The 22,894-nt window shown below is 60.8% G+C and carries 21 protein-coding genes; 14 read left to right on the top strand and 7 right to left on the bottom strand.

The genetic code is table 11. The features are described 5' to 3' along the window. Positions 1-3: 3 nt before the first annotated feature. Both NKF25_RS05740 and NKF25_RS05735 read left to right on the top strand, forming a co-directional pair. Positions 4-894, top strand: coding sequence for a sugar phosphate isomerase/epimerase (locus NKF25_RS05740; RefSeq protein WP_253225742.1), 891 nt, complete (start codon positions 4-6; stop codon positions 892-894). Between the two features lie 86 nt (positions 895-980). Next, the gene (locus NKF25_RS05735) at positions 981-2,192 is read left to right on the top strand and encodes an Nramp family divalent metal transporter (protein WP_253225741.1); all 1,212 of its coding nucleotides are present in this window, start codon (positions 981-983) and stop codon (positions 2,190-2,192) included. Positions 2,193-2,276: 84 nt separating this feature from the next. On the opposite strand, the gene ilvA is transcribed toward NKF25_RS05735, so the two are convergent. After that, positions 2,277-3,494 (bottom strand): threonine ammonia-lyase, encoded by a 1,218-nt coding sequence (gene ilvA, locus NKF25_RS05730; protein ID WP_253225740.1) that lies wholly within the window; start codon positions 3,492-3,494, stop codon positions 2,277-2,279. 140 nt (positions 3,495-3,634) lie between these two features. Between ilvA and NKF25_RS05725 the strand changes: the two genes are divergently transcribed. Together NKF25_RS05725 and NKF25_RS05720 are read left to right on the top strand one after the other, a co-directional pair. Then, complete coding sequence (locus tag NKF25_RS05725; protein WP_253225739.1) at positions 3,635-4,399, top strand: IclR family transcriptional regulator; 765 nt, start codon at positions 3,635-3,637, stop codon at positions 4,397-4,399. A gap of 262 nt (positions 4,400-4,661) precedes the next feature. Continuing rightward, complete coding sequence (locus NKF25_RS05720; RefSeq protein ID WP_253225738.1) at positions 4,662-5,396, top strand: fumarylacetoacetate hydrolase family protein; 735 nt, start codon at positions 4,662-4,664, stop codon at positions 5,394-5,396. A gap of 151 nt (positions 5,397-5,547) precedes the next feature. On the opposite strand, the gene NKF25_RS05715 is transcribed toward NKF25_RS05720, so the two are convergent. Next, a complete protein-coding gene (locus tag NKF25_RS05715) occupies positions 5,548-6,309 on the bottom strand; it encodes a sugar phosphate isomerase/epimerase (protein ID WP_253225737.1) in 762 nt (253 codons plus the stop codon). A gap of 84 nt (positions 6,310-6,393) precedes the next feature. On the opposite strand from NKF25_RS05715, the gene NKF25_RS05710 reads away from it, so the two are divergent. Further along, the gene (locus NKF25_RS05710; RefSeq protein ID WP_253225736.1) at positions 6,394-7,842 is read left to right on the top strand and encodes an enolase C-terminal domain-like protein; all 1,449 of its coding nucleotides are present in this window, start codon (positions 6,394-6,396) and stop codon (positions 7,840-7,842) included. A gap of 42 nt (positions 7,843-7,884) precedes the next feature. On the opposite strand, the gene NKF25_RS05705 is transcribed toward NKF25_RS05710, so the two are convergent. After that, positions 7,885-8,943 (bottom strand): Gfo/Idh/MocA family oxidoreductase, encoded by a 1,059-nt coding sequence (locus NKF25_RS05705; protein ID WP_253225735.1) that lies wholly within the window; start codon positions 8,941-8,943, stop codon positions 7,885-7,887. Further along, on the bottom strand, positions 8,940-9,917 hold the full coding sequence (locus NKF25_RS05700; RefSeq protein WP_253225734.1) for an LLM class flavin-dependent oxidoreductase: 978 nt from the start codon (positions 9,915-9,917) through the stop codon (positions 8,940-8,942). Before NKF25_RS05700 ends, NKF25_RS05705 begins: the two co-directional genes overlap by 4 nt. Positions 9,918-10,263: 346 nt before the next feature. Here NKF25_RS05700 and NKF25_RS05695 point away from each other — a divergent pair, with 346 nt between their 5' ends. From NKF25_RS05695 to NKF25_RS05670, 6 genes are all read left to right on the top strand, one after another. Continuing rightward, entirely contained in the window at positions 10,264-11,022 is a 759-nt protein-coding gene (locus NKF25_RS05695) for an IclR family transcriptional regulator (protein ID WP_066147038.1), read from the top strand. A gap of 144 nt (positions 11,023-11,166) precedes the next feature. Continuing rightward, positions 11,167-11,661: a hypothetical protein gene (locus NKF25_RS05690; protein WP_253225733.1), complete on the top strand. Its 495-nt coding sequence runs from the start codon at positions 11,167-11,169 to the stop codon at positions 11,659-11,661. Between the two features lie 336 nt (positions 11,662-11,997). Beyond that, complete coding sequence (locus NKF25_RS05685) at positions 11,998-13,308, top strand: MFS transporter (protein WP_253225732.1); 1,311 nt, start codon at positions 11,998-12,000, stop codon at positions 13,306-13,308. 45 nt (positions 13,309-13,353) lie between these two features. After that, the gene (locus tag NKF25_RS05680; RefSeq protein ID WP_253225731.1) at positions 13,354-14,238 is read left to right on the top strand and encodes an aldo/keto reductase; all 885 of its coding nucleotides are present in this window, start codon (positions 13,354-13,356) and stop codon (positions 14,236-14,238) included. Positions 14,239-14,257: 19 nt separating this feature from the next. Beyond that, a complete protein-coding gene (locus tag NKF25_RS05675) occupies positions 14,258-15,025 on the top strand; it encodes a class I SAM-dependent methyltransferase (protein ID WP_253225730.1) in 768 nt (255 codons plus the stop codon). Between the two features lie 242 nt (positions 15,026-15,267). Then, complete coding sequence (locus tag NKF25_RS05670; RefSeq protein WP_253225729.1) at positions 15,268-16,533, top strand: macrolide family glycosyltransferase; 1,266 nt, start codon at positions 15,268-15,270, stop codon at positions 16,531-16,533. Positions 16,534-16,627: 94 nt separating this feature from the next. Here NKF25_RS05670 and NKF25_RS05665 read toward each other — a convergent pair whose 3' ends face one another. After that, a complete protein-coding gene (locus NKF25_RS05665) occupies positions 16,628-17,398 on the bottom strand; it encodes a deacylase (RefSeq protein ID WP_253225728.1) in 771 nt (256 codons plus the stop codon). 538 nt (positions 17,399-17,936) lie between these two features. Then, positions 17,937-18,731: a transcriptional regulator FilR1 domain-containing protein gene (locus NKF25_RS05660; RefSeq protein WP_253225727.1), complete on the bottom strand. Its 795-nt coding sequence runs from the start codon at positions 18,729-18,731 to the stop codon at positions 17,937-17,939. 229 nt (positions 18,732-18,960) lie between these two features. Between NKF25_RS05660 and NKF25_RS05655 the strand changes: the two genes are divergently transcribed. Beyond that, positions 18,961-19,962, top strand: a complete 1,002-nt coding sequence (locus tag NKF25_RS05655; RefSeq protein ID WP_253225726.1) for a DMT family transporter — start codon at positions 18,961-18,963, stop codon at positions 19,960-19,962. A gap of 99 nt (positions 19,963-20,061) precedes the next feature. Here NKF25_RS05655 and NKF25_RS05650 read toward each other — a convergent pair whose 3' ends face one another. Further along, entirely contained in the window at positions 20,062-20,481 is a 420-nt protein-coding gene (locus NKF25_RS05650; protein ID WP_253225725.1) for a disulfide bond formation protein B, read from the bottom strand. 350 nt (positions 20,482-20,831) lie between these two features. On the opposite strand from NKF25_RS05650, the gene NKF25_RS05645 reads away from it, so the two are divergent. Continuing rightward, positions 20,832-21,062: a ribbon-helix-helix domain-containing protein gene (locus NKF25_RS05645; protein WP_066147018.1), complete on the top strand. Its 231-nt coding sequence runs from the start codon at positions 20,832-20,834 to the stop codon at positions 21,060-21,062. A gap of 584 nt (positions 21,063-21,646) precedes the next feature. After that, positions 21,647-22,825, top strand: coding sequence for a cation:proton antiporter (locus NKF25_RS05640; protein WP_253225724.1), 1,179 nt, complete (start codon positions 21,647-21,649; stop codon positions 22,823-22,825). The last annotated feature ends 69 nt before the right edge of the window (positions 22,826-22,894 follow it).

The raw sequence follows: 22,894 nt of genomic DNA, 5'->3' as shown, positions 1-22,894 counted from the left end.
AACATGAAAACAGCCGTATTCACGAAGATGTTCGGCGACCGGCGACTGGACGAGGTTATCGACGTCGCCTCGAACCTCAACTACGATGCAGTCGAGGTGATGTGCCGGGAGCCACATTTCGGCGTCGAAACGAGCAATGAGCGCGCCCGCGAAATCGCGGACCGCCTCGACGCCAACGACCTCGAAGTGGCGTGTCTGGCGACCTACACCGGAAAGTACGTCGGGAAGAGCGAAGCTGAGTGCGAGGCGGCGCTCGACCGATTGACTCGATTTCTGGAACTGGGGGAACTCCTGGACTGTCCCCGAGTACGGCACGGTCCCGGCGGTCCCCCGTCCCGAGACGCGGACGACGATGCGTACCGAACCGGCGTGAAGTGGATGCGACGCGCGGCGGACGTGGCCGCCGACTACGACGCGACGCTCCTCATGGAAATCCACTCGAACACGATCATCGAATCGGCGGCGGACGCGGAGCGACTGCTCGACGCCATCGACCGCGAGAACGTCGGGGTCATCCACGACGCCGGGAACATGTACATCTCCGACGTCGGGTACGGGCGCGAGTCCGTCGAGCGCCTCGGCGACGACCTGCGACACGTCCACGTCAAGGACGAGCGTCGGTGCACAGGGTCGGGGTCGGGATCGGAGTCGGAGCAATCCGGTCGATTCGAGTTGGAGACCTGCCACGGCGTGGAGGCGTTCGAACCGCGACTGCTCGGGACGGGCGACGTCAACCACGCCCCCCTGTTCGGGGCGCTCGACGAGCGAGAGTACGACGGATACGTCACGGCGGAGTGCCACCGCCCGTCGAACGACGAATTGAGTCCAACGGACATCGCGCGGCACGAACGGGCCGAAATCGAGCGGTTGTGGGCGGACGCTCGTTCCGAATAGTCGGGATATCGACGGGAAACGACAGGGAGAGATTCGACGTTTTTCTTCGTGCAAAAATATTAGTCGGATGGGTGTGATGAGGGACCATGACAGGAACCGCGTCCCTCTCTCGGCGATTGAAGGCCCTCGGACCGGCGCTCGTTCTGGCGGCGGTCGTCGTCGGTCCCGGCAGCATCGCGCTGAGCACGATCGCTGGCGGAACGTACGGCTATCGGTTGCTGTGGATTCCCGTCGCCGCCACCGTCTTCATGATCACGTATACGTGGATGGCCGCCCGTATCGGCGTCGTCACCGGGGATACCTTGTTTCAGGCGGCTCGAACGAAGTACGGAAAGCGAACGTCGCAACTCGCTGGTGTGCTCGGTTTCTGTACGATTGTGGCGTTTCAGGCGGGTAACAACGCCGGAATCGGCTTCGCGTCGGCCGCGCTTTTCGGCGGTGAACCTCGCCTCTGGGCGGCCGTCTTCACGATCGCTGCGGCGGGATTCCTCTGGCTCCCCGACCTGTACGAAAAGGTCGAGACGCTCGTGACGGTCGTCGTCGGCATCATGCTGGTCGCGTTCGTCGGGTCGCTCGCGCTCGTCGGCGTCGATTTCGGACGGACGGTGGGTGGACTGGTTCCGACCTTTCCGGACCGGTCGAGCGTCTTTCTCGGACTCGGTCTCACCGCGACGAACTTCTCCATCGCGGCGGCGGCCTACCAGACCCATCTGATGGCGGAAAAGGACTGGGAGGTGGACGAGTTGAGCGAGAAGGGGTTCGACAGCATCGTCGGTATCGCGATTCTCGGCCTCATCGTGATGGTCATTCTCCTCACGAGCGCCGCCGTCATCTACGGAACGCCGAACTCCGCCGTCTCGGCGCAGGGGATGGCGACGCAACTCCGGCCGGTCGCCGGGGATGGGGCGTTCTACCTCTTCCTCGTCGGGTTCTTCTTCGCCGCCCTCTCGTCGCTGGTGGTCAACGCACTCATCGGCGCGACGCTGTTGGTGGACGGGTTCGGGTACGACGCTTCGATGGAAAATCGGTCGGTCAAGCTCTGGACGATGGCCGCGATGGGAATCGGATTGGCCGTCGTCGCCGTCGCCGGAGAGTCGCCCGTCGAACTGCTTCGAACCGCCCAAGCGCTCGCAATCGCCGCGTTCCCCCTGCTCGGGTACCTCCTCCTCTCCATCGCCCGCGACGAGACAGTGATGGGAGAACACGTGAACGGGCGCACGGTCGACGTGCTCGGTATCCTCGGCTATCTCGTAATCGTCGGTATCGTTCTCAACTACCTCCGCGAAATCGTTTCGTAGCGGTTCTCGTGCGAACTCACCGAGTGAAGCCTGAAACTTCTCGAATCGCAGTTCACGAGGAGGTGACGACTCGGTCGGTCGGAGTCAGTTGACCTGCGACACCTCGTAGCCCACGGCTTCGATGGCGTCTTTGATGTTATCGGCGTGCTCGACGCCGCTCGTTTCGATTTGGTAGGTGACGAACGCCTCGCCGACGGCGAGTTCGCTGTGTGCGCGGTGGTGGTTGACGGTTCGGATGTTCGCGTTGTGGTCCGAGACGACGCCCGAAATCTCCTCCAGCACGCCCGGCCGGTCGTCGATACGGATGCGGAGTTCGAGCAGTCGGTCTCGCTGGGTGAGTTCGTGACTCAACACCGTTTGGAGCATGGAGGCGTCGAGGTTCCCCCCGCTCAACACCGGCACGACGACTTCGTCACGTACGTCGATCGCGTCGGTGAGGAGCGGTGCGACGGCGGCCGCACCCGCCCCCTCGACGAACTGCTTTGCGCGTTCGAGGAGGAGCATGATGGCGCGTGCGATGGCCGAGTCGGGAACGGTGACGACCTCGTCCACGTACGCGTCGATGTGCTCCAGGGTCAACTCGGAGATGCCGCCGGTGGCGATGCCGTCGGCGATGGTATCCACGTCGTCGTTCGTCTGGGGGCGGCCCTTCTGCAAACTCGTGGGGACCGTCGCGGCGGATGCGGCCTGAACCCCGACGACGCGGACGTCGGGGGCGAGTTCCGCGAGGGCACAGCCGACTCCGGCGATCAACCCGCCGCCGCCGATGGGGACGAGGACGGTGTCCACGTCGGGCACGTCCTCGACGATTTCGAGGCCGATGGTCCCCTGTCCCGCGACGATGGCCGGGTCGTCGTAGGCGTGGATGAATCCCGTTCGGGGGGAGTCGGCCAACTCGTGGGCGTGATTCATGGCGGCCTGAAAGTCGTTCCCGTGCAAAATCACCTCGGCACCGTATCCTCTGGTCGCGTCGATCTTCGCCTGCGGTGCGTCGGTCGGCATGACGATGGTCGCTTCGAACCCGGCGTTCGTCGCCGTCAGCGCGACGCCCTGTGCGTGATTTCCGGCGCTCGCGGCGACGACGCGCTCGACGTCCGTGTCCGCCTGGAGCGTCCGCATCTTGTTGAACGCGCCGCGCGTCTTGAACGATCCCGTACGCTGGAGGTGCTCCATCTTGAGATGCACGTCCGCGCCGACCGTTCGCCCTATCGAACGGCTCAGGTCCGTCGGCGTGTGCTGGACGATGTCGTCGTCGAAGTGCTCCGCCGCATCCGCGATTCGATCGTACGTGATTGCTTGCATGGGTCTCTATGGCTGCCCACTCACGCTCGTTATTAGTTTGTTCCGGGAAGGGAAACAAGCGTTTCGGTCGGTGAACTATCATTTCGGTCGAGAAAACATTGATATCGCTCGTCCCACAACCTAATTCCGAACCAGTTAGTATGAACGAAGCAAGGAATCCGGTCAAAGCGGTACAGACCGCCCTCGATATCGTCGATTCGCTTCAGGAACATCGGCGGATGGGCGTGACGGAACTGGCCACCGACCTGGACGTCTCGAAGGGGACGATCCATAGCCACCTCTCGACGCTGCGCCAGAACGGCTACGTGGTGCGGGAGGACGGGACGTATCTGCTCGGCCCACAGTTCCTCGACATGTCCCACCACGTCCGAAATCGGTTCGAGATCTACGACCTCGTCACCGACGAGGTCGATACACTGGCCGAGCGAAGCGGCGAGTTGGCCCTGTTCACCGTCGAAGAACAGGGAAAAGGGGTGTGCCTCTACAAAGCGAGCGGCGACATGGCCGTCCAGACCGAACTGTACGTCGGCTATCGAAACGACCTCCATCACACCGCCGTCGGGAAGGCGATACTCGCGTACATGCCGCGGGAACGGCGGGACGAACTGATAGGGGGCTTGGAGTTCACGAAACACACCGAACACACGATTTCGACCCGCGAACAGTTGCGAGCGGAACTCGAAGACGTTCGGGACGACGGCATCGCGTTCAATCGGGAGGAAACCATCGCCGGTCTCGTCGGTGCCGGTGCACCCGTTCGGGCGCGAGACGGCGGCGTGTACGGCGCAGTCAGCGTCATCGGACCGACGAGTCGGATGACCGGTGATCGACTGGACGAGATCTCCGAGATGATCCATCACGCCGTGAACGTCATCGAGATCAACTCGACGTCGATCGCTCGATGACCGTTTCGTAATACCAAACACCGGATCACCGGAAGGACGCCGAACCGATCGAAACCGTCGCCGAGACGCCACACGTTACAGTGATATCTTTGTAATGGTGGATTTTGCGGGAAACGGGAGTGTTTCGTAATTCCAAACGACTCGTGCTCATCGGTACCATCACGATAGCCACCGGGTCGCTCCGGCGGCGTTACAAATTTCACGCCGTCCGGTGGTCGAACCCAAACATTCGTTACCTCTCCCTTCCAACCCTCCCTCGTCTATGCGAACGATACGTTTTCGTGACGAGACGGGGATCGCCCGAACCGGTGAACTGGTCGAGGGCACCATCGAAGCGGGCAATCGAACCCACGACGTGGAATCCGTGGAGACGCTCCCGCCGTGCGAACCGACGAAAGTCGTCTGTCAGGCGGGTGGTTACATGGACCACAGGGAGGAGTCCGGGTTCGAGGACCTACCCGAGCGACCCGAACTCTTCCTCAAGGGACCGAACTGCGTGAGCGGGCACGGCGACGCCATCGAACTGCCACCCGGCAAGGACCTCGTGGAGTTCGAAGCCGAGTTCGGCATCGTCATCGGAACGCAGTGCCGGGACGTCGATGCGGACGACGCGATGGCCTACGTCGAGGGGTTCACCTGTGTGAACGACATCTCGAACCGGGACGACCAGGCCGAAGAGCGAAACTGGGTTCGCGGCAAGGCGTTCGACGGTTCGCTCCCGATTGGTCCGGTCATCGCGACGCCGGACGAAGTCCCGGACGATGCGACGCTGCAACTCCGACACAACGGCGAGGTGAAACAGGAGACCACGAGGGAGATGATGATATTCTCTGTCCCCGAATTGGTCGCCGACGTTTCCCGACTCATCACCCTCGAACCGGGCGACGTCATCGCGACGGGAACGCCGTACGGCCCGGACGCGCTTTCGGACGGCGATGTGGTCGAAGTCGAGTTCGAGGGAGTCGGTACGCTCCGAAATCACGTGACGGCACGGTGATGAACGGATCCCGTGAAATGTGCTCCGTGACACGTGGTCCGTGATATGTGCTCCGTGACACGTGGTCCGTGAAATGTGCTCCGTGACACGTGGTCCATGAAATGTGCACCGTGGTACGTGGTCCGTGACGGTGTCGTAGGCAACGCTGGCATCACCGGGCAAGCGACCGAAGGTAGTCGAGGTCGGCTTCGATGGCTCGTACGAAGTCGATGTCGTCACGGACGAACTCGACGTTCACGTAGCCGTCGAAATCGGCGGCCTGCAACGTTCGAACGACGTGTTCGACGTCGAAGAAGGCGTCCGTCAACGCACAGCGCGTCGTCGCGCCCGATTCGGGAACGGCCTGAATGTGGACGTTGTTGCTCAGCGGTGCGAGGTCCTCGACTTCCGCCCGAATCGCATCCGACGTCATGCCGAACAGCGGTTGCCAGTTGAGGCCGCAGTTCGGTTCGTCCACCCGCTCGATCAATCGCCGAGCGCCCGCACCGTCGTCGGTGAGCGTCCCCTCGTGTTTCTCGACGGTGACGCCGATATCCCGTTCCGACGCCGCGGTTGCCAACTCGCGGAGGTCCGAAACCGTCCGTTTCCAATGACCGGGGTCGTGGACGCCGTACTCCTGATTTCCCGCCCAGACGCGAACGAGGTTCGCATCGAGAGCGGTCGCGATTTCGAGTTCCGCCTCGTAGGACTCGGCGAACTCGGGCGTTCCCGGCCGGAGATAGGAACCGTAGGTCGGGATATCGAGATTCAGATCGATCGCAGTTCGACGCGCTTCGTCCGGCGTGCCGTTCGTGCCGTCGACGTGTCCTCGGCCCCAGATTTCGACACCGTCGTAACCGGCGGCCGCTGCTTCCCGCATGACCTCCCCGACGGGCGACTCTCCGTCGGCTATCGTACAAAGCCCGATGTGCATGTCGGATACTTTCGAGTCATGGTAAAAACGTTTGGTCGGTGCGAGCGGGAGATGATTTATTGTTTCACGGTCCGAGGTCCCGATATGGCAATCACCATCTCCGAGACGGAGTTGTCCACCATCAACCTCCGCCGACGGATGTCGTTTCACTTCGGAAACGTGCACGTCACTGAAGGCCCGCAAATCCTCGTCTCCCTCACCGCCGATATCGACGGGCGAACGGCACAGGGGTCGAGCATGGGCGCGCTCGCGCCGATGTGGTTCCACAAGGACCCGGAGATGACGCTCGAAGACGGAATCGAGGGGATGCTGGAGGTGTTCGAGGCGACGTGTGAGTACGCAACGGCCATGGACCCCCACCCGACGGTCTTCGCCTATTGGCAGTCGCTGTTCGAACAGGTCGGCGACTGGGCCGAACCGACCGATCATCCGGCGTTGTTGTGGAGCTACGGCGTCAGTTTGATCGAGCAGGCGTTGATAGACGCCTTCTGCCGGGCGACAGAAACGACGTTCCCTACCGCCGTCCACGAGAACACCCTCGGTATCGAGATGGGGAAACTCTACGACGAACTCGACGGTCGGAAGCCGACGGAACTCCTCCCCGAAACGCCACGACGGGAGATGCGAATCCGGCACACCGTCGGGTTGAGCGACCCGCTGACCGACGAGGACGTCGCAGTCGCGGACAGACTCGACGACGGCCTCCCGCAGTCGCTCACGGAGTACATCGAGGAGCAGGGCGTGAATCATTTCAAGATCAAGCTCGCGGCCACGCCGAGCGACGCCGACCGGCTTCGAAGGATTCACGCCCTCCTCGAACGGAGTTCGCTCGACGACTACGCCTTCTCGCTGGACGCGAACGAACAGTACGGGAGCGTCGCGGAGTTTCGACGCCAGTGGGAGACGATGCAAACAGATTCGACCCTCGAACCGTTCTTCGACCATCTCCTGTACGTCGAACAACCCCTCCCGCGGGACGAGGCGTTCAGCGAGGGCACGCGCGCGACGTTCGACGCGTGGACCGACCGGCCGCCCGTCATCATCGACGAGTCGGACGATCATCCCACCAGTCTCCGAACGGCCCTCGACTGCGGCTACGCCGGGACGAGTCACAAGAACTGCAAGGGCGTCATCAAGGGACTCGTGAATCGGTGTCTGATCGAACATCGACGGCGAACGACGGACGGGACGTACCTGATGAGCGGCGAGGACCTCACGACGCTTGGTCCCGTCGAGTTGGGGGAGGACCTCGCTACGATGGCGACCATCGGGATGGACCACGTCGAGCGAAACGGACACCACTACTACTTGGGCCTCGACATGTATTCGGACGATGTTCAGGACCAAATCCTCGAAAACCACGGCGACCTCTATCGTCGCCACCCGAACGGGTTCGCCACGCTCGATATCCACGACGGGAAAATTTCCTTGGGGTCCGTTCTCGAAGCACCGTTCGGGTACGATATCGACCTCGACGCATCGGAGTTCACTCCGGTAGCGGAGTGGGAAATCGACTCGATCTACGAGGACTGATCGGAAACGCGGACGAGGATGCGAACGCGAAGGGTTCGATTCCTACACGCAGTCGACGGATTCCCACGTCCCGGTTCGCGCGGATTCGTACACCGCATCGAGAACCCGCAGGACTTCGAGCGCGTCGTCCAAATCGGCTGGCATGGGGGTAGCGCCGTTCCTGGCGCGCAGCATCCGCTCGAAGAACTCGATTCCCCAGCGTCCGCCGTAGCCCGGCGCGGACTGATATTCGTGTGTGATCCGCCGGTGTGGCGTGCTTACCCAGTCGCCATCCGAGGAGCCGAGTTCGAGCGTCGTCTCCCCCTCGAAGCCGAACGTCTCGCCCATCGGGTCCCAATCGCTCCGCCCCTCCTCGCCGTACACCTGAATCCGCGTATCGTATCGCCCCTCGCGGAGGTAGTAGCCGCAGGTGTGCGTGCCGATTGCTCCGGATTCCGTTTCCAACTGGAGCGTCGCCCCGTCCTCGATATCGACCTCCGGGGTTCCGGCCGAGAGGTTCGCGTTCACACGAACGATCGGGTCGTCGAGTATCCACGGCACCAGATCGAGCCAGTGGACGCCGAGCCATTGGACGATACCGCCGCGACTCGCAGCGTTCTCGAAGAGGTAATGGTCCGTGTCCCGTGTCCGCAGCGACGAGGCGACGAACCGGAGGTCGAAGCTCCGAACGTCCCCGAAAAACCCGGACCGCCGGAGTTCGTGGAGCTGTTTCGAAATCGGATGGCCGCGCCACGTGTATGAGACCCCGACAGTGGCGTCCGAGTCGCGAGCAGCGGCCGCGACCGGTTCGAGGTCGGCGGCCGTCCGGGCGGCGGGTTTCTCGGTGAACACGTCGATACCTCGCTCGACGGCCGCTTCGATGACCTCGGGCGTCTCGCGGTTCGAGAGCGTTATCCAGACGAGGTCGACGTCCGAATCGTCCAGCATCCGCTCGGCGGAATCGTAGTGGGGAACGTCGCTCGGCGTCTCGATATCCAACGCTTCCGGGGTGAACTGCTCGTCGGCGGTCGCCGTCAGTTCGGCGTTGAGCTGGTCGATGCTGTCGAGATACGGGCGACAGTGGTGATGGTTCAACCCGACGTAGCCGATTTTCGTCGTCATTTGAACGCGGGGATGACTTCCTCGCCGAATCGTTCGAGACACGTCATCGCCGACTCCTGCGGTTGTCCCGGGAACTGGCATCGAATGAGGACGTGATCGACGCCGAGGTCCTCGTAGGTTCGGAGCTGTTCGATACAGTTCTCCGGCGTCCCGATAACGAACTTCTCGTCGAGTTCGTCGTAGTCCACCTCGACTTCGTTTTCGTCCATGTACGTCTGCCCCCAGCGAGCGTACAGTTGATAGAGGTTCAGGAGATACGGCTCGATCGCTTCGCGTGCGGCATCGACGGAGTCAGCGACGTAACAGTCGCGCATGAGGATGACGTCGTTCTCCTCGCGGCTCATGCCGAACTCGTCGAGCGCGTCCTCGTACACGCCGATCTGTTCTTCGAGGTCCGCCGTCGTCGACGACGCGCTGGCGATCCAGGCGTCGCCGCGGTAGGCGGCCCGCTTGATGGCGATGTCGGCGTGGCCGCCGATCCAAACCGGGACCTCGTCCGGTCGCGGACTCAGGAAGACGTCGTCGAACGACCAGTGATCGCCGTCGTGCGTGACGCTCGATTCGGACCACAGCCGTTTGAGGAGCGTAATCGATTCGAGGAACTTGCCGACCCGTTCGTCCATCTCCACGTCGAACGGCGCGAGTTCGCGCTCCCGATAGCCGAGCGCCGCGCCGAACGCGGCGCGACCGCCGGAAATCTCGTCTATCATTGCCACCTGCTCGGCGAGGTGGAGCGGGTTGTACAGCGCGGGAAGCATCGCCGCGGTGCCGAGTTCGAGCCGTTCGGTTCGCGCGGCGATGGCCGCGAGCGCGGTGATCGGTTCCACGAACCCCTCCTCGTGGATGTGTCGCTCGCCGAGCGTCGCGGAGTCGAACCCGACCTCCTCCATCAACTCGACCTGTTCGTAGAGGTTTCCGACGCCGAACTCGCTGTCCTCCGTGTAATACTGGTTGAGGAACACCCCGAACTTCATGTCGGAATCCTCGCGTGAGACGGATTTCGTTCTACACGGCTTGCAAACGCTACTCTGCGCATATTACAGATATACGCAACTGCTTTAATATAGTTTCCGTCTAGCATGGAACTGATTGACGCGGTTGGGCGAGCAAACGATACCTCCGTTCCTGTTTATCAACGAAACGTGATAATTGGAAGATTGATAGATCGATGAAGAATAGCGACGTCTGTATAATGGTAAGAGAAAACCATATTCGCGAACTATATGATGATCGCTCATTTTCGTGGCGGAAAATGGTCGACAGCGTGCGTTTGGTTATTCCAAACGCTTATGCCAACAGCTGACAACAGTACTGAGAAAGATGAACGAGGCTAAAAATCCCGTAAAATCAACCCAAACCTCCCTCGACATCATAAGCGCGCTCCAAAAACACGAACGGCTCGGAGTGACGGAACTCGCCGACCACCTCGACATCTCGAAAAGCGCAGCGCACTGTTATCTGGCGACGCTCCGTGAGTACGGGTACGTCGTGAAGGATGGCGAGAAATATTGTCTCGGGCTTCGGTTTATCGACATCGCCCACCACGTGCGTAACCGCTTCGATATCTACGACCTCGTCAGCGACGAGGTGGACACCTTGGCGGAGGAAAGCGGGGAACGTGCGCTCTTCACCGTCGAAGAGCAACACCAAGGGATCTGTCTCTACACGACCAACGGCGAGAACGCCGTTCAGACGGAACTGTACATCGGCTACCGCAACAACCTCTACCACACGGCGGTCGGCAAGGCCATACTCGCGTACAAGACGGACGAGGAACTCGAACGCTTCCTCGACGACGTCGAACTCGAAGCGCGAACGGAGAACACCATCACCGACGAAACGCAACTCCGCGAAGAACTGGCGGAGATCAGGGAGAAGGGGTTCGCCTACAACCGGGAGGAGTCGATCCCGGGACTGGTCGGTGTCGGGGTGCCGATCAAAAAACAGGACGGTGGTGTCTACGGAGCGATCAGTGTCATCGGGCCGACGAGTCGGATGGACGACGACCGCCTCGAACAGTTGTCACAAATCGTATACCGGGCGGCAAATGTCATCGAAATCAACGCGACTTCGCTGTAGTCCTTCTCGCTCGTCTCCCCACCACCGATTTTCTTTGCGGTGTTCCGGCGGGTCTCGGGTCCCGTTGTCACGACCCCGCCGACTGCGTACGTTTCGACCATCGAAGTAGCAATCCTTTTCGCCGTTGCGTCCTCATTTTCACCAATGAGTCGCAACTCTAGCGACACGGCGGTTCGGTCGGGGGGCGGACGGGACTGGTGGGGATACTACCGTGCCGCGGTGTTGGTGCTCGTCGGACTCATCCCGTGGGAAATCGTGACGTGGCCGAAGGGGTACTACGTCATCTTCATGTTCGGTTCGACCAAGGTCGGCCTCTCCGGTTTCAACTTCTTCTCACTGCCCCCGCTCACGCCGTTTACCCCCGATTTCATGGTCATGCGGATGGTCGGCGTCGTCTGCTATCTACTGGCGTTGCTCACCGCCGCGCTCGGCTATCTCGGCTATGGCGACCGGCGGATTACCGCCGGGTTGCTGTTCATCTCCGGATTGGAGATGTTGCGGTTCACCCTCGCGTTGAACGACCAGAACCAAATCACCGTCTACCCCATCGGCGTCGTCACGCTTTGGATTGCCGTCCTCTTCGCGTACAGCGGGCGACGGTTCCGGAGCGCGCTCACGCGGACGTTTTCGGGGACGTAATCTCCGGCGTTCGGGGACGTAATTACAGACGTGCGATGAACGTTTTCGATGCGATTCGATCCTGATGAAACGATCGACTAGTTATCGTTCTCGATCCGTCAAGTACGCTCACGATACCACAATGGACTTACTGACGAATCAGTCAGCTAGGTGTGTGAAAACGTCCCGTGTGTTCGGTTATCACCGACGTTTCAACGCTCCAAACGGTCGTCGGTGTTATTTGGGGTACATCGGTTGTCGCGAACCGAACGTTTAAGCGGATGGCTGACTGATTGGTTAGTAAGATATGATTCGGAGCCACAGCACACACAGTACGATCGACAGGGGGCCCCGATAGTGGGTATCCTCGACACCGACAGACGCGTCCTCGCGCTCGCGTTCGCGCGGATGGCCGATTCCATCGGGAACTCGTTCCTCATCATCGTCCTCCCGCTCTACATCGGGAGCGGTATGGTGAGCGGCGGGACGTTCGGCCTCAGCACTGCCCTCGTCACGGGGCTCATCCTCTCCGCGTTCGGCTTCTTCATGAGCGGCGTCCAACCCATCGCGGGGAGCCTCTCGGACAAGAGCGGGAAACGGAAGGTCTTCGTCGTCGTCGGCCTTCTCATCCTCGCCGTCTCGAACTTCGCGTACTCCCTCGCCGGGAATTACAGCGCGATGCTCCTCATCCGCATCGGGCAAGGTATCGGCGTTGCCGTCACCGTGCCGGCGACCGTCGCGCTCGTGAACGACCTCTCTACGGACGACAACCGTGGCGGGTCGATGGGCGTGTTCAACACGTTCCGCATGCTCGGGTTCGGTATCGGTCCCGTCGCGGCGGGCACCGTCATCTACGGTGGCCCGTACACGCTCCTCGGCTACAGCATCACGGGCTTCGAGGCGGCGTTCTACATCGCGACGCTCGGTGCACTCGTCGGCGCACTCCTCGTCTTCGTGCTGGTGAGCGACCCCGACGTCGATTTCGATGCGGAGCACACGGCGGACGCGGGCGGCGATCACAGTATCGCTGTCTTCGAGCAACACGCCGGTCACGGTACCCTCGACTCCGTGTTCACGCTCGGTCTCGCGTCGCTGTTCATGGCCATCGGCATCGCCATCCTCTCTCCCCTCGAAAGCATCATCAACAACCATCTCGGGCAAAGTGCGACGCTCTTCGGGATCGAGTTCGCGGCGTTCACGCTCGGACAGGTCGTCATGCAGACACCTGTCGGCACCGCGAGTGACAAGTACGGCCGGAAGCCGTTCATCCTTATCGGTCTCGTCTTCCTCATTCCCGCGACGGTCGCACAAGGGTTCGTCGCGACGCCGCTCGGAATGATCGGCGCTCGGTTCGTGCAAGGAATCGCGGGTGCGATGGTGTTCGCGCCCGCCTTCGCGCTCGCCGGAGACATCGCGCGGAACTCGAACGCCGGAACGACGCTCTCGGTGCTGACGATGGCGTTCGGTCTCGGCACCGCAATCGGCCCGCTCGCGGGCGGATGGCTCGTCAGCTTCGGCTACGTCGTGCCGTTCGTGTTCGCCGCCGCGCTGGCGACGCTCGGCCTCGTGCTCGTGTACACGCAGGTCGAGGAGACGCACTCCGGCGACGACCTCGGCGCGGAAATCTCTCGGATCTTCCTGAACCGCGACTCCCAACCCGCCGACTGATACCCCGAGACATACGCTTTTGTTGACCGGCAGTAATTAGCTACCATGCAGACGCGCTCATTGGGTACCACCGGTCACGACAGTTCCATCATGACGTTCGGTGCCATCGCGCTCAACTGGCTCGAACAGGAGGGTGCGAACCAGATGGTCGAACTCGTGCTCGATCACGGCATCAATCATTTCGACGTCGCCCCGACCTACGGCGATGCGGAACTGAAACTTGGGCCGAAACTCCGCCAACACCGTGAGGAGATTTTCCTCGGCTGTAAGACACAGGAACGGGGATACGAGGGGGCGAAACGGAAACTCGACGCGTCACTCAACCGCCTCGGCGTCGATCACATCGACCTGTATCAGGTACACGGTCTCGAATACGAGGAGGAATTGGACACCATCACGGGCGATGGCGGCGCGCTCGAAGCGTTTCGGGAGGCCAAAGCCGACGGACGAATCGGTCACATCGGGTTGACGAGTCACGGGAACCCACAGCTTATCCTCGACGCCATCGACCGAATCGACGACCTCGAAACGGTGATGTTCCCGATGAACCCGGTCGTCGTGGGCAAGGACGACGACGAGTACGACTACGAAGCGGTAATCGAACGGGCGAATGACGCGGGCATTGGAACGCTTGGCATCAAGGCCTTTGCGAAGGGACCGTGGCCTTCGACCGACGAACTTCCCGAGGCGGACCGTCCGTATTCGAACTGGTATCAACCGGTCGATACGCCCGCCGAAATCGAGGAGCGATTCGATTTCGCGGCCGCACAGGGACTGACGAGCGTCATCAACCCGGGTGACCCGAAGCTGGTCGCCATGGTGCTCGACGCGGCCGAGCGCTACGACGGAATGGAGGAGGCCGCCCAGCGGTCGCTCATCGAGAAACTCCGCCACGAGCGGAGCCCCGTTCCGGAGCAACTCCATCATTAGGAGTTCGCTCGATACAGCCATGGATATCCCGCGGACCGTTACGACCGCTCTCGCCGACCGTCCGGTTTCGGGCGCGACTTGCCTCGAAGCGGGGGCGGGAATGGGCAACACGACGGCCGGTCTGCTCGCCGACGGTGCCAGCCGCGTCTACGCCGTCACGAACGACCCCGAGCACGCGACTGCCGTCCGCGAGCGGTTCGATGGCGGCGAAGGAGGATGGACTGACAGCGAGGGGGAAGGGGAACGAACTGATGGCGAAAGTGGACGGACCGCCGTTTTGGAAGCGGACCTTCGTGCCCTCCCACTCGAAACCGACTCGGTCGAAATCATCACCGCTCACGGTCTGTTCAACCTGATTGGGCCACCATCACTCGAAGCGGTGGCGACGGAACTGACGCGGGTCGCGGACCTCGGTTGTCACCTCGTGGTCGACGACTACCGCCCACCGCCGGACGACGCCGCCGTGCGCGAACTCTTCGCGCTGGAAAACGCCGTGGCCGAGTTGGCTACGGGCAAACCGGCACTGACGTTCTATCCGGAGGCGGTTCTCGAACGACTGTTCGCGGGATACGGCTGGGAGTTCGACCGGAAGCGGATTCTACTGGACCCGGTGCCGTGGACCGCGAGCCATATCGAGGCGCACGCCACCGCGGCGCTCTCGTTGTGTTCTCGACTTCGACCCGAACTCGGCGAGCCTTTGGCCGCGGAAGTAAAACGGGTCGCAACGGCCATCGGCGAGGAATCGACCGGCACGATGTACAGCGTCGCACTGCGATTGCCCGCTTGAATCGTCGAGCATCGAAGTCTCTTTCCAACTCGGCTCAAGAATTGCGAGACGTCTTTTCGTCCCGAATCCCGACTCACTCCCGTACGTCCGCGTGCGACGATTGGATACCATCCGTGTAGAGCACAACGCGTATCCATGTCGTTCTTTGTCCAATTCGACCGACCCCGTGACGTTCAGGAACTATAATTTTGTTACTTAAATTATCGAAAGAAAGAACCCGGTGGGAGCCGAACCCCGACCAAATGCATCGAATCGAAACATCCGAGTCCGAACGTCGAACCGTCGAGTCCACGCTTCACGTCGGCATCTTCCCGCTTCCCGCGTATGGTCACGTCAACCCGACGCTGCGGACGGCGCGCGAACTCGTCGGTCGCGGTCACGAAGTCACGTATTACCTGCCCGAACGGTTCGCGGACGTGGTCGAACCGACCGGCGCGACGTTCGAGCGTCTCGGCGAGGAGTTCGACTTGATGAGTCGGATGAACGACGACGGGAAACCGGGCGTGAACCCGTCCGACGACGGTCAGGGTTCGCGCCGCGAACGCCTCGTCCGTTTCATGTCCGAGACGCTCGATTACGCCCCGCCGCTCGTCGACCGTGTCGCCGGTGACGACGTCGACCGCGTGGTTACCGACCCGATGTGCCTGTGGGGTCGTGTCGTGGCGAACGAACTCGACGCTCCGACGGTGTCGTTCAACACGAGTTTCGCCATGCGGGAGGGGTCGCCGCTGATCGAGAACGTCCGTTCGTTCGACGACGAGGAACCCGGATTCTCCGGCGAGATACTGGAGCTACTGGCCGACGTCGGCATCGAAGACCCCGACCGGAGTGACTTCTTCGTCGCGGATACCGACCGCGCGCTGGTTCCGTTGACCCGCGAATTTCAGCCCGATGCGGCGTCGTTTGGCGACGATCACGTTTTCGTCGGCCCGATGGTGCGCGACGGTGGCGAACAGCGCGACGCCGACCTTCCGCTCGACCGCCTCGCCGAGCGTCGGTCGGTGTACGTTTCCCTCGGAACCGTCATTTGTGGGGACGACGACTTCTTCCGCGTCTGCTTCGATGCCTTCGACGACGGCGAATGGGAGGTCGTCCTCAAGGCGAAGACCGATGCCGACCGCCTCGATGCCGAGAGTCCGGAGAACGTCCACGTCCGCTCACGCGTCCCGCAACTCGACGTGCTCGACCGCGTCGACGCGTTCGTCACCCACGGCGGGATGAACTCGACGATGGAGTCGCTATCGTTCGGCACGCCGACGGTCGTCGTCCCACATATGGCCGATCAGCATCTCGTCGCCGAGCGGGTCAGTTCCCTTGGGGTCGGCGTCGTCCTCGATGACGAGGAGGTAACGGCCGCGGCGGTCCGCGACGCCGCCGACTCGATCACGGCCGAACCGTATCACGAAGCTATCGAGGAGTTCAATGTGTCGGCTCGGTCCGCTGGCGGTGCTGAACGGGCGGCCGATACCATCGAGGAACTGGGAACGACACCCCAACTCGAAGGCTGATCGGTGTCGTGTCTACGTCGTACGGGTGGACGTAACGACCGTAGTGAGACCGATTTCTCGACCCCCTCGCCCACTCACCCGGAAGACCGGTCCGTCAGTTCTCGTAGGTTCGTTCGATTCCGTGGCGACGCAACAGGTGGCGCACGATGTTCAGTTCCCATCTCGTCCTCGTTTCGAGGTCCGTTTTGTATCGGGTCGCCTCGACGATGAATCCGGGTTTGCCGAGGTCCGCATCGACTTTATGGATGAGCAACGGTCGGGTTCCGTTTATCGTGTTTCCACGCTTGAACCGGTAGTACTCGGGGAACGAGTCCGGGAGGTGGTGTCGGTTCATGTACCCCGCCGCCTGCACTGCGTCCTCACCGGCACCGGACGCGGTAGTGGGATAGATGGCTTGCCCGACCCCGTCGGGGCCGACGTCCTCGTGATATATCCCTTTCGAGCTATGAAGGTTGATCACGATGTCCGGGTCGGACGATTCGATGACGTCCCAAATCGCCCGTGCGAGCGGCGTCGTTGGCGTCTTCCCGGGCGGGAACTTTCGGTTGAGGTTCCCGTTGTCGTTGTAGTAGGTATCGCGTTCGACGGCGACTTGGTTCGCCCGCGGAATCGTGATGAGTTTCCCACGGTCTATCGACCACGATTCGATACCGCCCGCAGTTCGATTCCCGGCCGGTTCGTTCCCCTGAATGCCGCCGACGACGACGGCAGTCGTTCCACCCTCTCCCGTGTCCGTGACGTACACGTCGGTCTCGTCCGGCGTCCCGTCACGAATCGTGTACGTCGTTCGATCCGCAGCACTGCTCGTCCCTTGCATGGCGAGCACGGCAGGGATTCCGGCAGCTACGAGACCTGTACGACGCATAAACGAACGACGCGTTCGATCCGACTCCGCTGTCTCACTCGTCACCTGTTCTTTCATAACATCCCGCATTACGGACAAGTTCGATTTAGTTATAATCCGACATCCCTTTCGAAGGGACCGAATAGCAGCGAACAGGTTCGGCATGAGTCCGTACGTAGCGACGAAACGTATCCGAGCCACGGATATTCGATACCTCGACCGATGGCCGGTCGAACGACCGAACTCGTCGAAAAATCGGACGGACGGTAGCGGTCGAATTACGTGCATCCATCCACAAATTTTGTTCTTCCTGTCAGATATTATCCCGCCGACGAACCTCCATCCGACTCACGCCGCACCGATCGACGGCACTAACCGACGCTCTTCAACTACGTCGCCGAGGGAGACGACGTATTGGTGGCCCATAGGACGACGTAGTGGATGCCTGTGGTGCTCTCGAACCTCCGTCGGTGCTCTCGCTGCGTCCAGGAACATTCCACCCGAGTCGGCTGTTTCCAAGCACTGTGGAAGTAAGGAGACGGAGTTGAATCCGGCGGAACTACTCGGAGAGCGTTTCCGCATCGACCGGTGACGAGCGCTGCCAGTATCCCTCGAATTTCTCACGCGCCCACGTGAGGACCGCCTCGTCGTCCGTGTCCAACGCCGCACGAAGGAGATCGTCCTGATCACGTAACAGGAGGTGCGTGACGTCGTCGGTAATCGTCACCGCAAACGGGATTTCCCCGTCGTACAGACGGATTTCGGCGTCCCCGGACTCGACGAGGTCACGTAGTTGCTCCCGTAACGCCGAATCGTGTGTGATCATGGCGAGCGCATCCTCGGACAGCACCCCTTCGAACGTCTGTGCTCCGTCCAGTACCCGTTGCCGAATCACACCGAGACTCTGTTCGTTGAACGCGTACGAGAACAACTGGACGTGGCTGGAGCGATGGAGGAGTTCGAGCACTCGCTGAACGGGCGCGCCCGGTTTCGTTTGACTCGGCGTCGTGATCGTCGCATCCGAAAGGTGTCGGAGGTCGAAATCCATCGCCTCCGTGGGTAACCATTCGACTACCTCTCGAAGTTTGAGCTCGGTCTCGACGGTTTCCAACAGATCGACGAACTCCTCCGCGACGAGTTGACCGGTCGCCGTGGTGGTGTATCTGCGACCATCGTACGTTATCCATCCCCGTTCCTGCAGGTCACGGAGGATACGTCCAAGCGTCGGCTGGGACGCGGTCAGTTGCTCTTCGAGTTCGCGTCGCGTGTATGAATCATCGCACAACGTATCGAGAACTGTAACGCGATTACTCGACAACGCGAGGAATTCGATCTCGTCGAGTGCGGAGTCCATAGCAACCCCATTTCTCCCGACGCGTATAGCTGTTTTCACACCGTGAATGTTATTCACGGTATGAACGCTCTACACGGAGTAGTTGTTCTTCCACTGTATGAATCTATTTCTGGACAAGTTCATACGGATATGCGTCTTTGTTAGAGTGAAGAACGATGTCTACCGGAATTCAATATGAGATGCTCAAGAAAAGTGTGGCTCCGTTTCGTCACTGGAGGTGTCGGTAGGGATGGGACGGAGTCGCTACCACCTCCTCGGTTTCTTCCTCGCCGCGAGCGCCTTCTTCGGCGGAACCTTCGTCGCGGCGAAAGCCGGGTTGAACTACTTCCCGCCGTTGTTGTTCGTCGCGTTTCGGTTCGACATCGGCACGGCGCTGTTGCTGACCTACGTGTTGTTCGCGTTTTCACGGGAGGAGTGGCTTCCCCGTACACGCTCGGATTTTGCCGGTATCCTCGCCGCTGGCGTGTTCACGGTCGGCTTGACGAACGCGTTCATCTTTCTGGGACAGCAGTACACGTCGAGCGGGGTCGGGTCGATCATCTACAGTCTCAACCCGATTCTGACTCCCGCCCTCGCGACCGTGCTGCTATCTGACGAGGACCTCACTCGCGTCGGTGCCGGTGGATTGGCGCTCGGATTCGTCGGCGTCGCGCTCGTGGTCGACATCGACCCCGCTCACGTGCTGGACGGTGCCGTTATCGGGAAGGGAATCCTCCTCGGTGCCGCGGTCTGTGGTGCGCTCGGAAGCGTTCTGATTCGGCGGGCGGGTTCCTCCCTCGGCAGTACCGTTCGCACCGCATGGGCACTCCCGGTCGCCGCGCTCCTCTGCCATACGTTGAGTTTCGCCGCCGGTGAACAACCGGCCGCGATCGCGTGGACGCCGACCGCGTTCGCTGCGCTCGGTTACGTCGGCGTCTTCTCGGGCGCGCTCGCCTTCATCGCGTACTTCGGCCTGCTGGACGAGGTCGGGGCGATTCGGGGGAACTTGATCTTCTACCTCGTCCCCATCGTGGCCACGCTCGGTGGATGGGCACTCCTAGGCGAAGCGATATCGGCACGGACGATCGTCGGATTCGTCACGATCTTCCTCGGGTTCTCGATACTCGGGCACCGAGCGATCGGAGCGGAAGTCTCCCGAATTCGGAACCGCGTCACGACGACGCTCGATCCAGCGTCGAAGCCAGTGGCGACGCGCGTCAACGAGACGTCGAGTTGGGGCGAGCAGGATTGAGTCGAAAACGAAAATTCGTACCGAGGCGACCATAACCCCGAATCAGCGCCGAACCCGTCCCCCGTCGACTTTCATCCGGTTACGCGACCCGGCTATCGGTCAGTTCGACCATCGCGCGATCACGAACAGTACCGCGGTAATCAAGACGAACGCGGTCAACGAGAGGTTCGGGACCGTTATCCCACCGATTCGATACTGCACGATGCCGCAACTGATCTGGCCGACGGAACAGGCCGTCGGAGCCCCCGTGTACTGTATCCACGAGTGGTACGCCGCGATCAAAACGCCGCCGATCGCGAGCGGGAATGCGGTCCGGTAGACGAGCGGTCGCCCCTCGATCGTCGCGACACCGAGTATGACCACGAGCGGATACATCAGGATCCGTTGGTACCAGCACAGTTCACAGGGAACGAGTCCGAGGCCGAAACTCAGCCAGAGACTCCCGCCAGTTGCGACTGCTGCGATGATCGTCCCCACCGCCAGCCATCGTCGGCGATCGATCGTTGTAACGTGTCTCATTGATTTAGCTAACTGACTCGGTAGACTGCCTCCAATGCGGTTACCGTTCGTGATTGGAGTGGGAATCGAAGCCCGAAGGGTGGTATCGAAGACGATGGGGTTCCCGGTTCGACCACCGTCGTACCCGTATGCAGTGGTCGATGAAACTCACCAGACTGCGTACATGACACGGGAACCCCATCGGTCATACACCTACGTATGTAAGCGGGGTATGCTAAATGTTCGCTTCTTTGCACGCGAGCATCGTTCTAGCTCGTCGAAACGAATCGACCGCGTATGGGATGACGCCAACCGGAGGCAAAGAGAACGGAGACCAGAGAATTCATTTGCCCTCGATTATGAGTGGGCGTATGGTCACATTCGAAGTATCCCTCCCCGACCGTATCGACTCCGATATCGACCGACTCGTCGACCAAGGTGATTTCCTGAATCGGGAACAAGCGATCGAAGAACTCATCACGCTCGGCGTGTCGGCTCACGCACCTGCTAACGAGGTTGACGAAGAAATGGCTGAGAGCCTCTTTACCCAGGCTGTCGACGACCAACAGGACCCGGCCAGTTACCAGGACGAACCCCTCTAATTCGAGATCGACCTCGTTCCGGGTTGTGTCTTACCGCTACGGACTTCCGTGGCGGATTCCGTACGCATGATTCGAGCAGGAATCACCGCAGTATCGAGAATAATAGGTGGGTTAGGTGAAATAGGTGAGATAGGTGGGATTTGTGGATTTGGTCGAATAGTTTAAATTGGTGGTGTCGTTCGGTCAGAGGAGATTCCGTAGAGGGAACCGAAGTCGGTTCGTCGTCTACCAATGGTGTCGAATTCGGGACCTCTCCCAACGATGATTTTTAAGAAGCGGTCGAAAGTTACCGTGACAGTAGTATTTTATACTCACCAGAGACGTGTAGTTACCGTTGCTGGAACCGCTAAACTTCGAACATGAGATCTGCATCTCGACGGTGGGGACGAGGCCGCAATCCGTACACTGCGAGGATTCCGACCCTCTTGGAGAGCAGTTCGGTTGCACACTGGGCGCACATCGCTCACGAAGAGTCCCGACAGATTTCCGATTGATTTAGTTATGTTCAGTCAGAATAGACTTCGTGGTATCGACGAAGGGAACCCGATAACCCGACAGTCTACCCATCGAGTTGTTGCACACTAATGTCACTATCATTTCATTTCGTTCTCGTTCTCGCGCTCGTCTATGGAACGAGTCTGGTTTTCAAATCGCTGACCGAGTACAACGTTCCGATATTGGCGGTCGAGATGTTGGCCGGGATACTGTTCGGCTCGATATTCGACATCGTCAATCCATCGATGCCCGGGTTCGAATTCTTCACCGCGCTCGCGGCGTTCGGACTCCTCATGATCATGTTCGACGCCGGTTTGGAACTCGATCCGGATACGATCCGGCGGAATCCACGGCAGATCGCGGAGCTAGCCGTGTTCACGTTTTTGCTCCCGTTCATCTCCGGATTTGCCCTCGCACGAGTGCTCGGACTCAACCTCTTCGCATCGTTTCTGACCGGCGTCACCATCTCGACGACGTCGCTCGGGCTCATCTATCCCCTCGTCGAGGACTTCTCGCTTCTCCAGACCGATACCGGGCAGACGATTCTCTCCGTCGCGGTGATGAACGACCTGTTATCCGTCGCGGCATTGGCATACGGGATCACCTTGATCACCGCCCCGAAGCCGGTGATCGGCGTCATCCTCGTGACGATCGCGCTGTTCGTGTTCTTCATCGGCCTGCCGTTCTTGCTCGAAGACTATCTCTCGAACACGCTTCAGGAGGGAATGTTCGAAAATCCGGTGAAAGTGGGCGTCTTCCTCATGGTCACGCTGGCGTACTGCATGGAACTCATCGGTATTCACGCGATTCTCGGCGCGTTCTTCGCCGGGCTTCTCGTCGCGGTGATCACACACGAGGGCCACTCCATCCAAAACTCGATGAAGCCGGTCTCGGACCTGGTGACCCCCGTATTCTTCTTCTACGTCGGGCTGAATTTCGATCTCGAAAGCTTCTCGTCGGCGAGCCCGCTTCTGCTCGCCGGTATCCTCGTCTTGGGAATCGGATCGAAAGTGGTCGGTTCGGTGGTAGGTGGATGGTTCGTCGGTCTCGAACAGGAAACCGTCGCGCTCCTCGCGTCGTCGATGCCCGGTCGCCTCAGTATCAGCGTTGCCGCGGCGGAGATCGGCCTGACACGCGGCATCATCTCCGAGGGTCTCTACAACGCGTTCCTGATCCTGTCCGTCGTTTCCGTCTTCCTGGCGATCCTTTCGTTCCGGTACTTCGTCTTGCGGGACTCGGAGATGGAGTTACCCAGACAAGTGCTGTAACCGCTCGAAACGAATCCCGCCAACAGATAAGTCGATCCGTGTCGTTCTATAGGGGGGATACCGCAGGTC

Source organism: Haladaptatus sp. AB643, from assembly GCF_024136975.1.
GTDB lineage: Archaea > Halobacteriota > Halobacteria > Halobacteriales > Haladaptataceae > Haladaptatus.
This window is presented reverse-complemented; position numbering and strand designations above follow the sequence as displayed.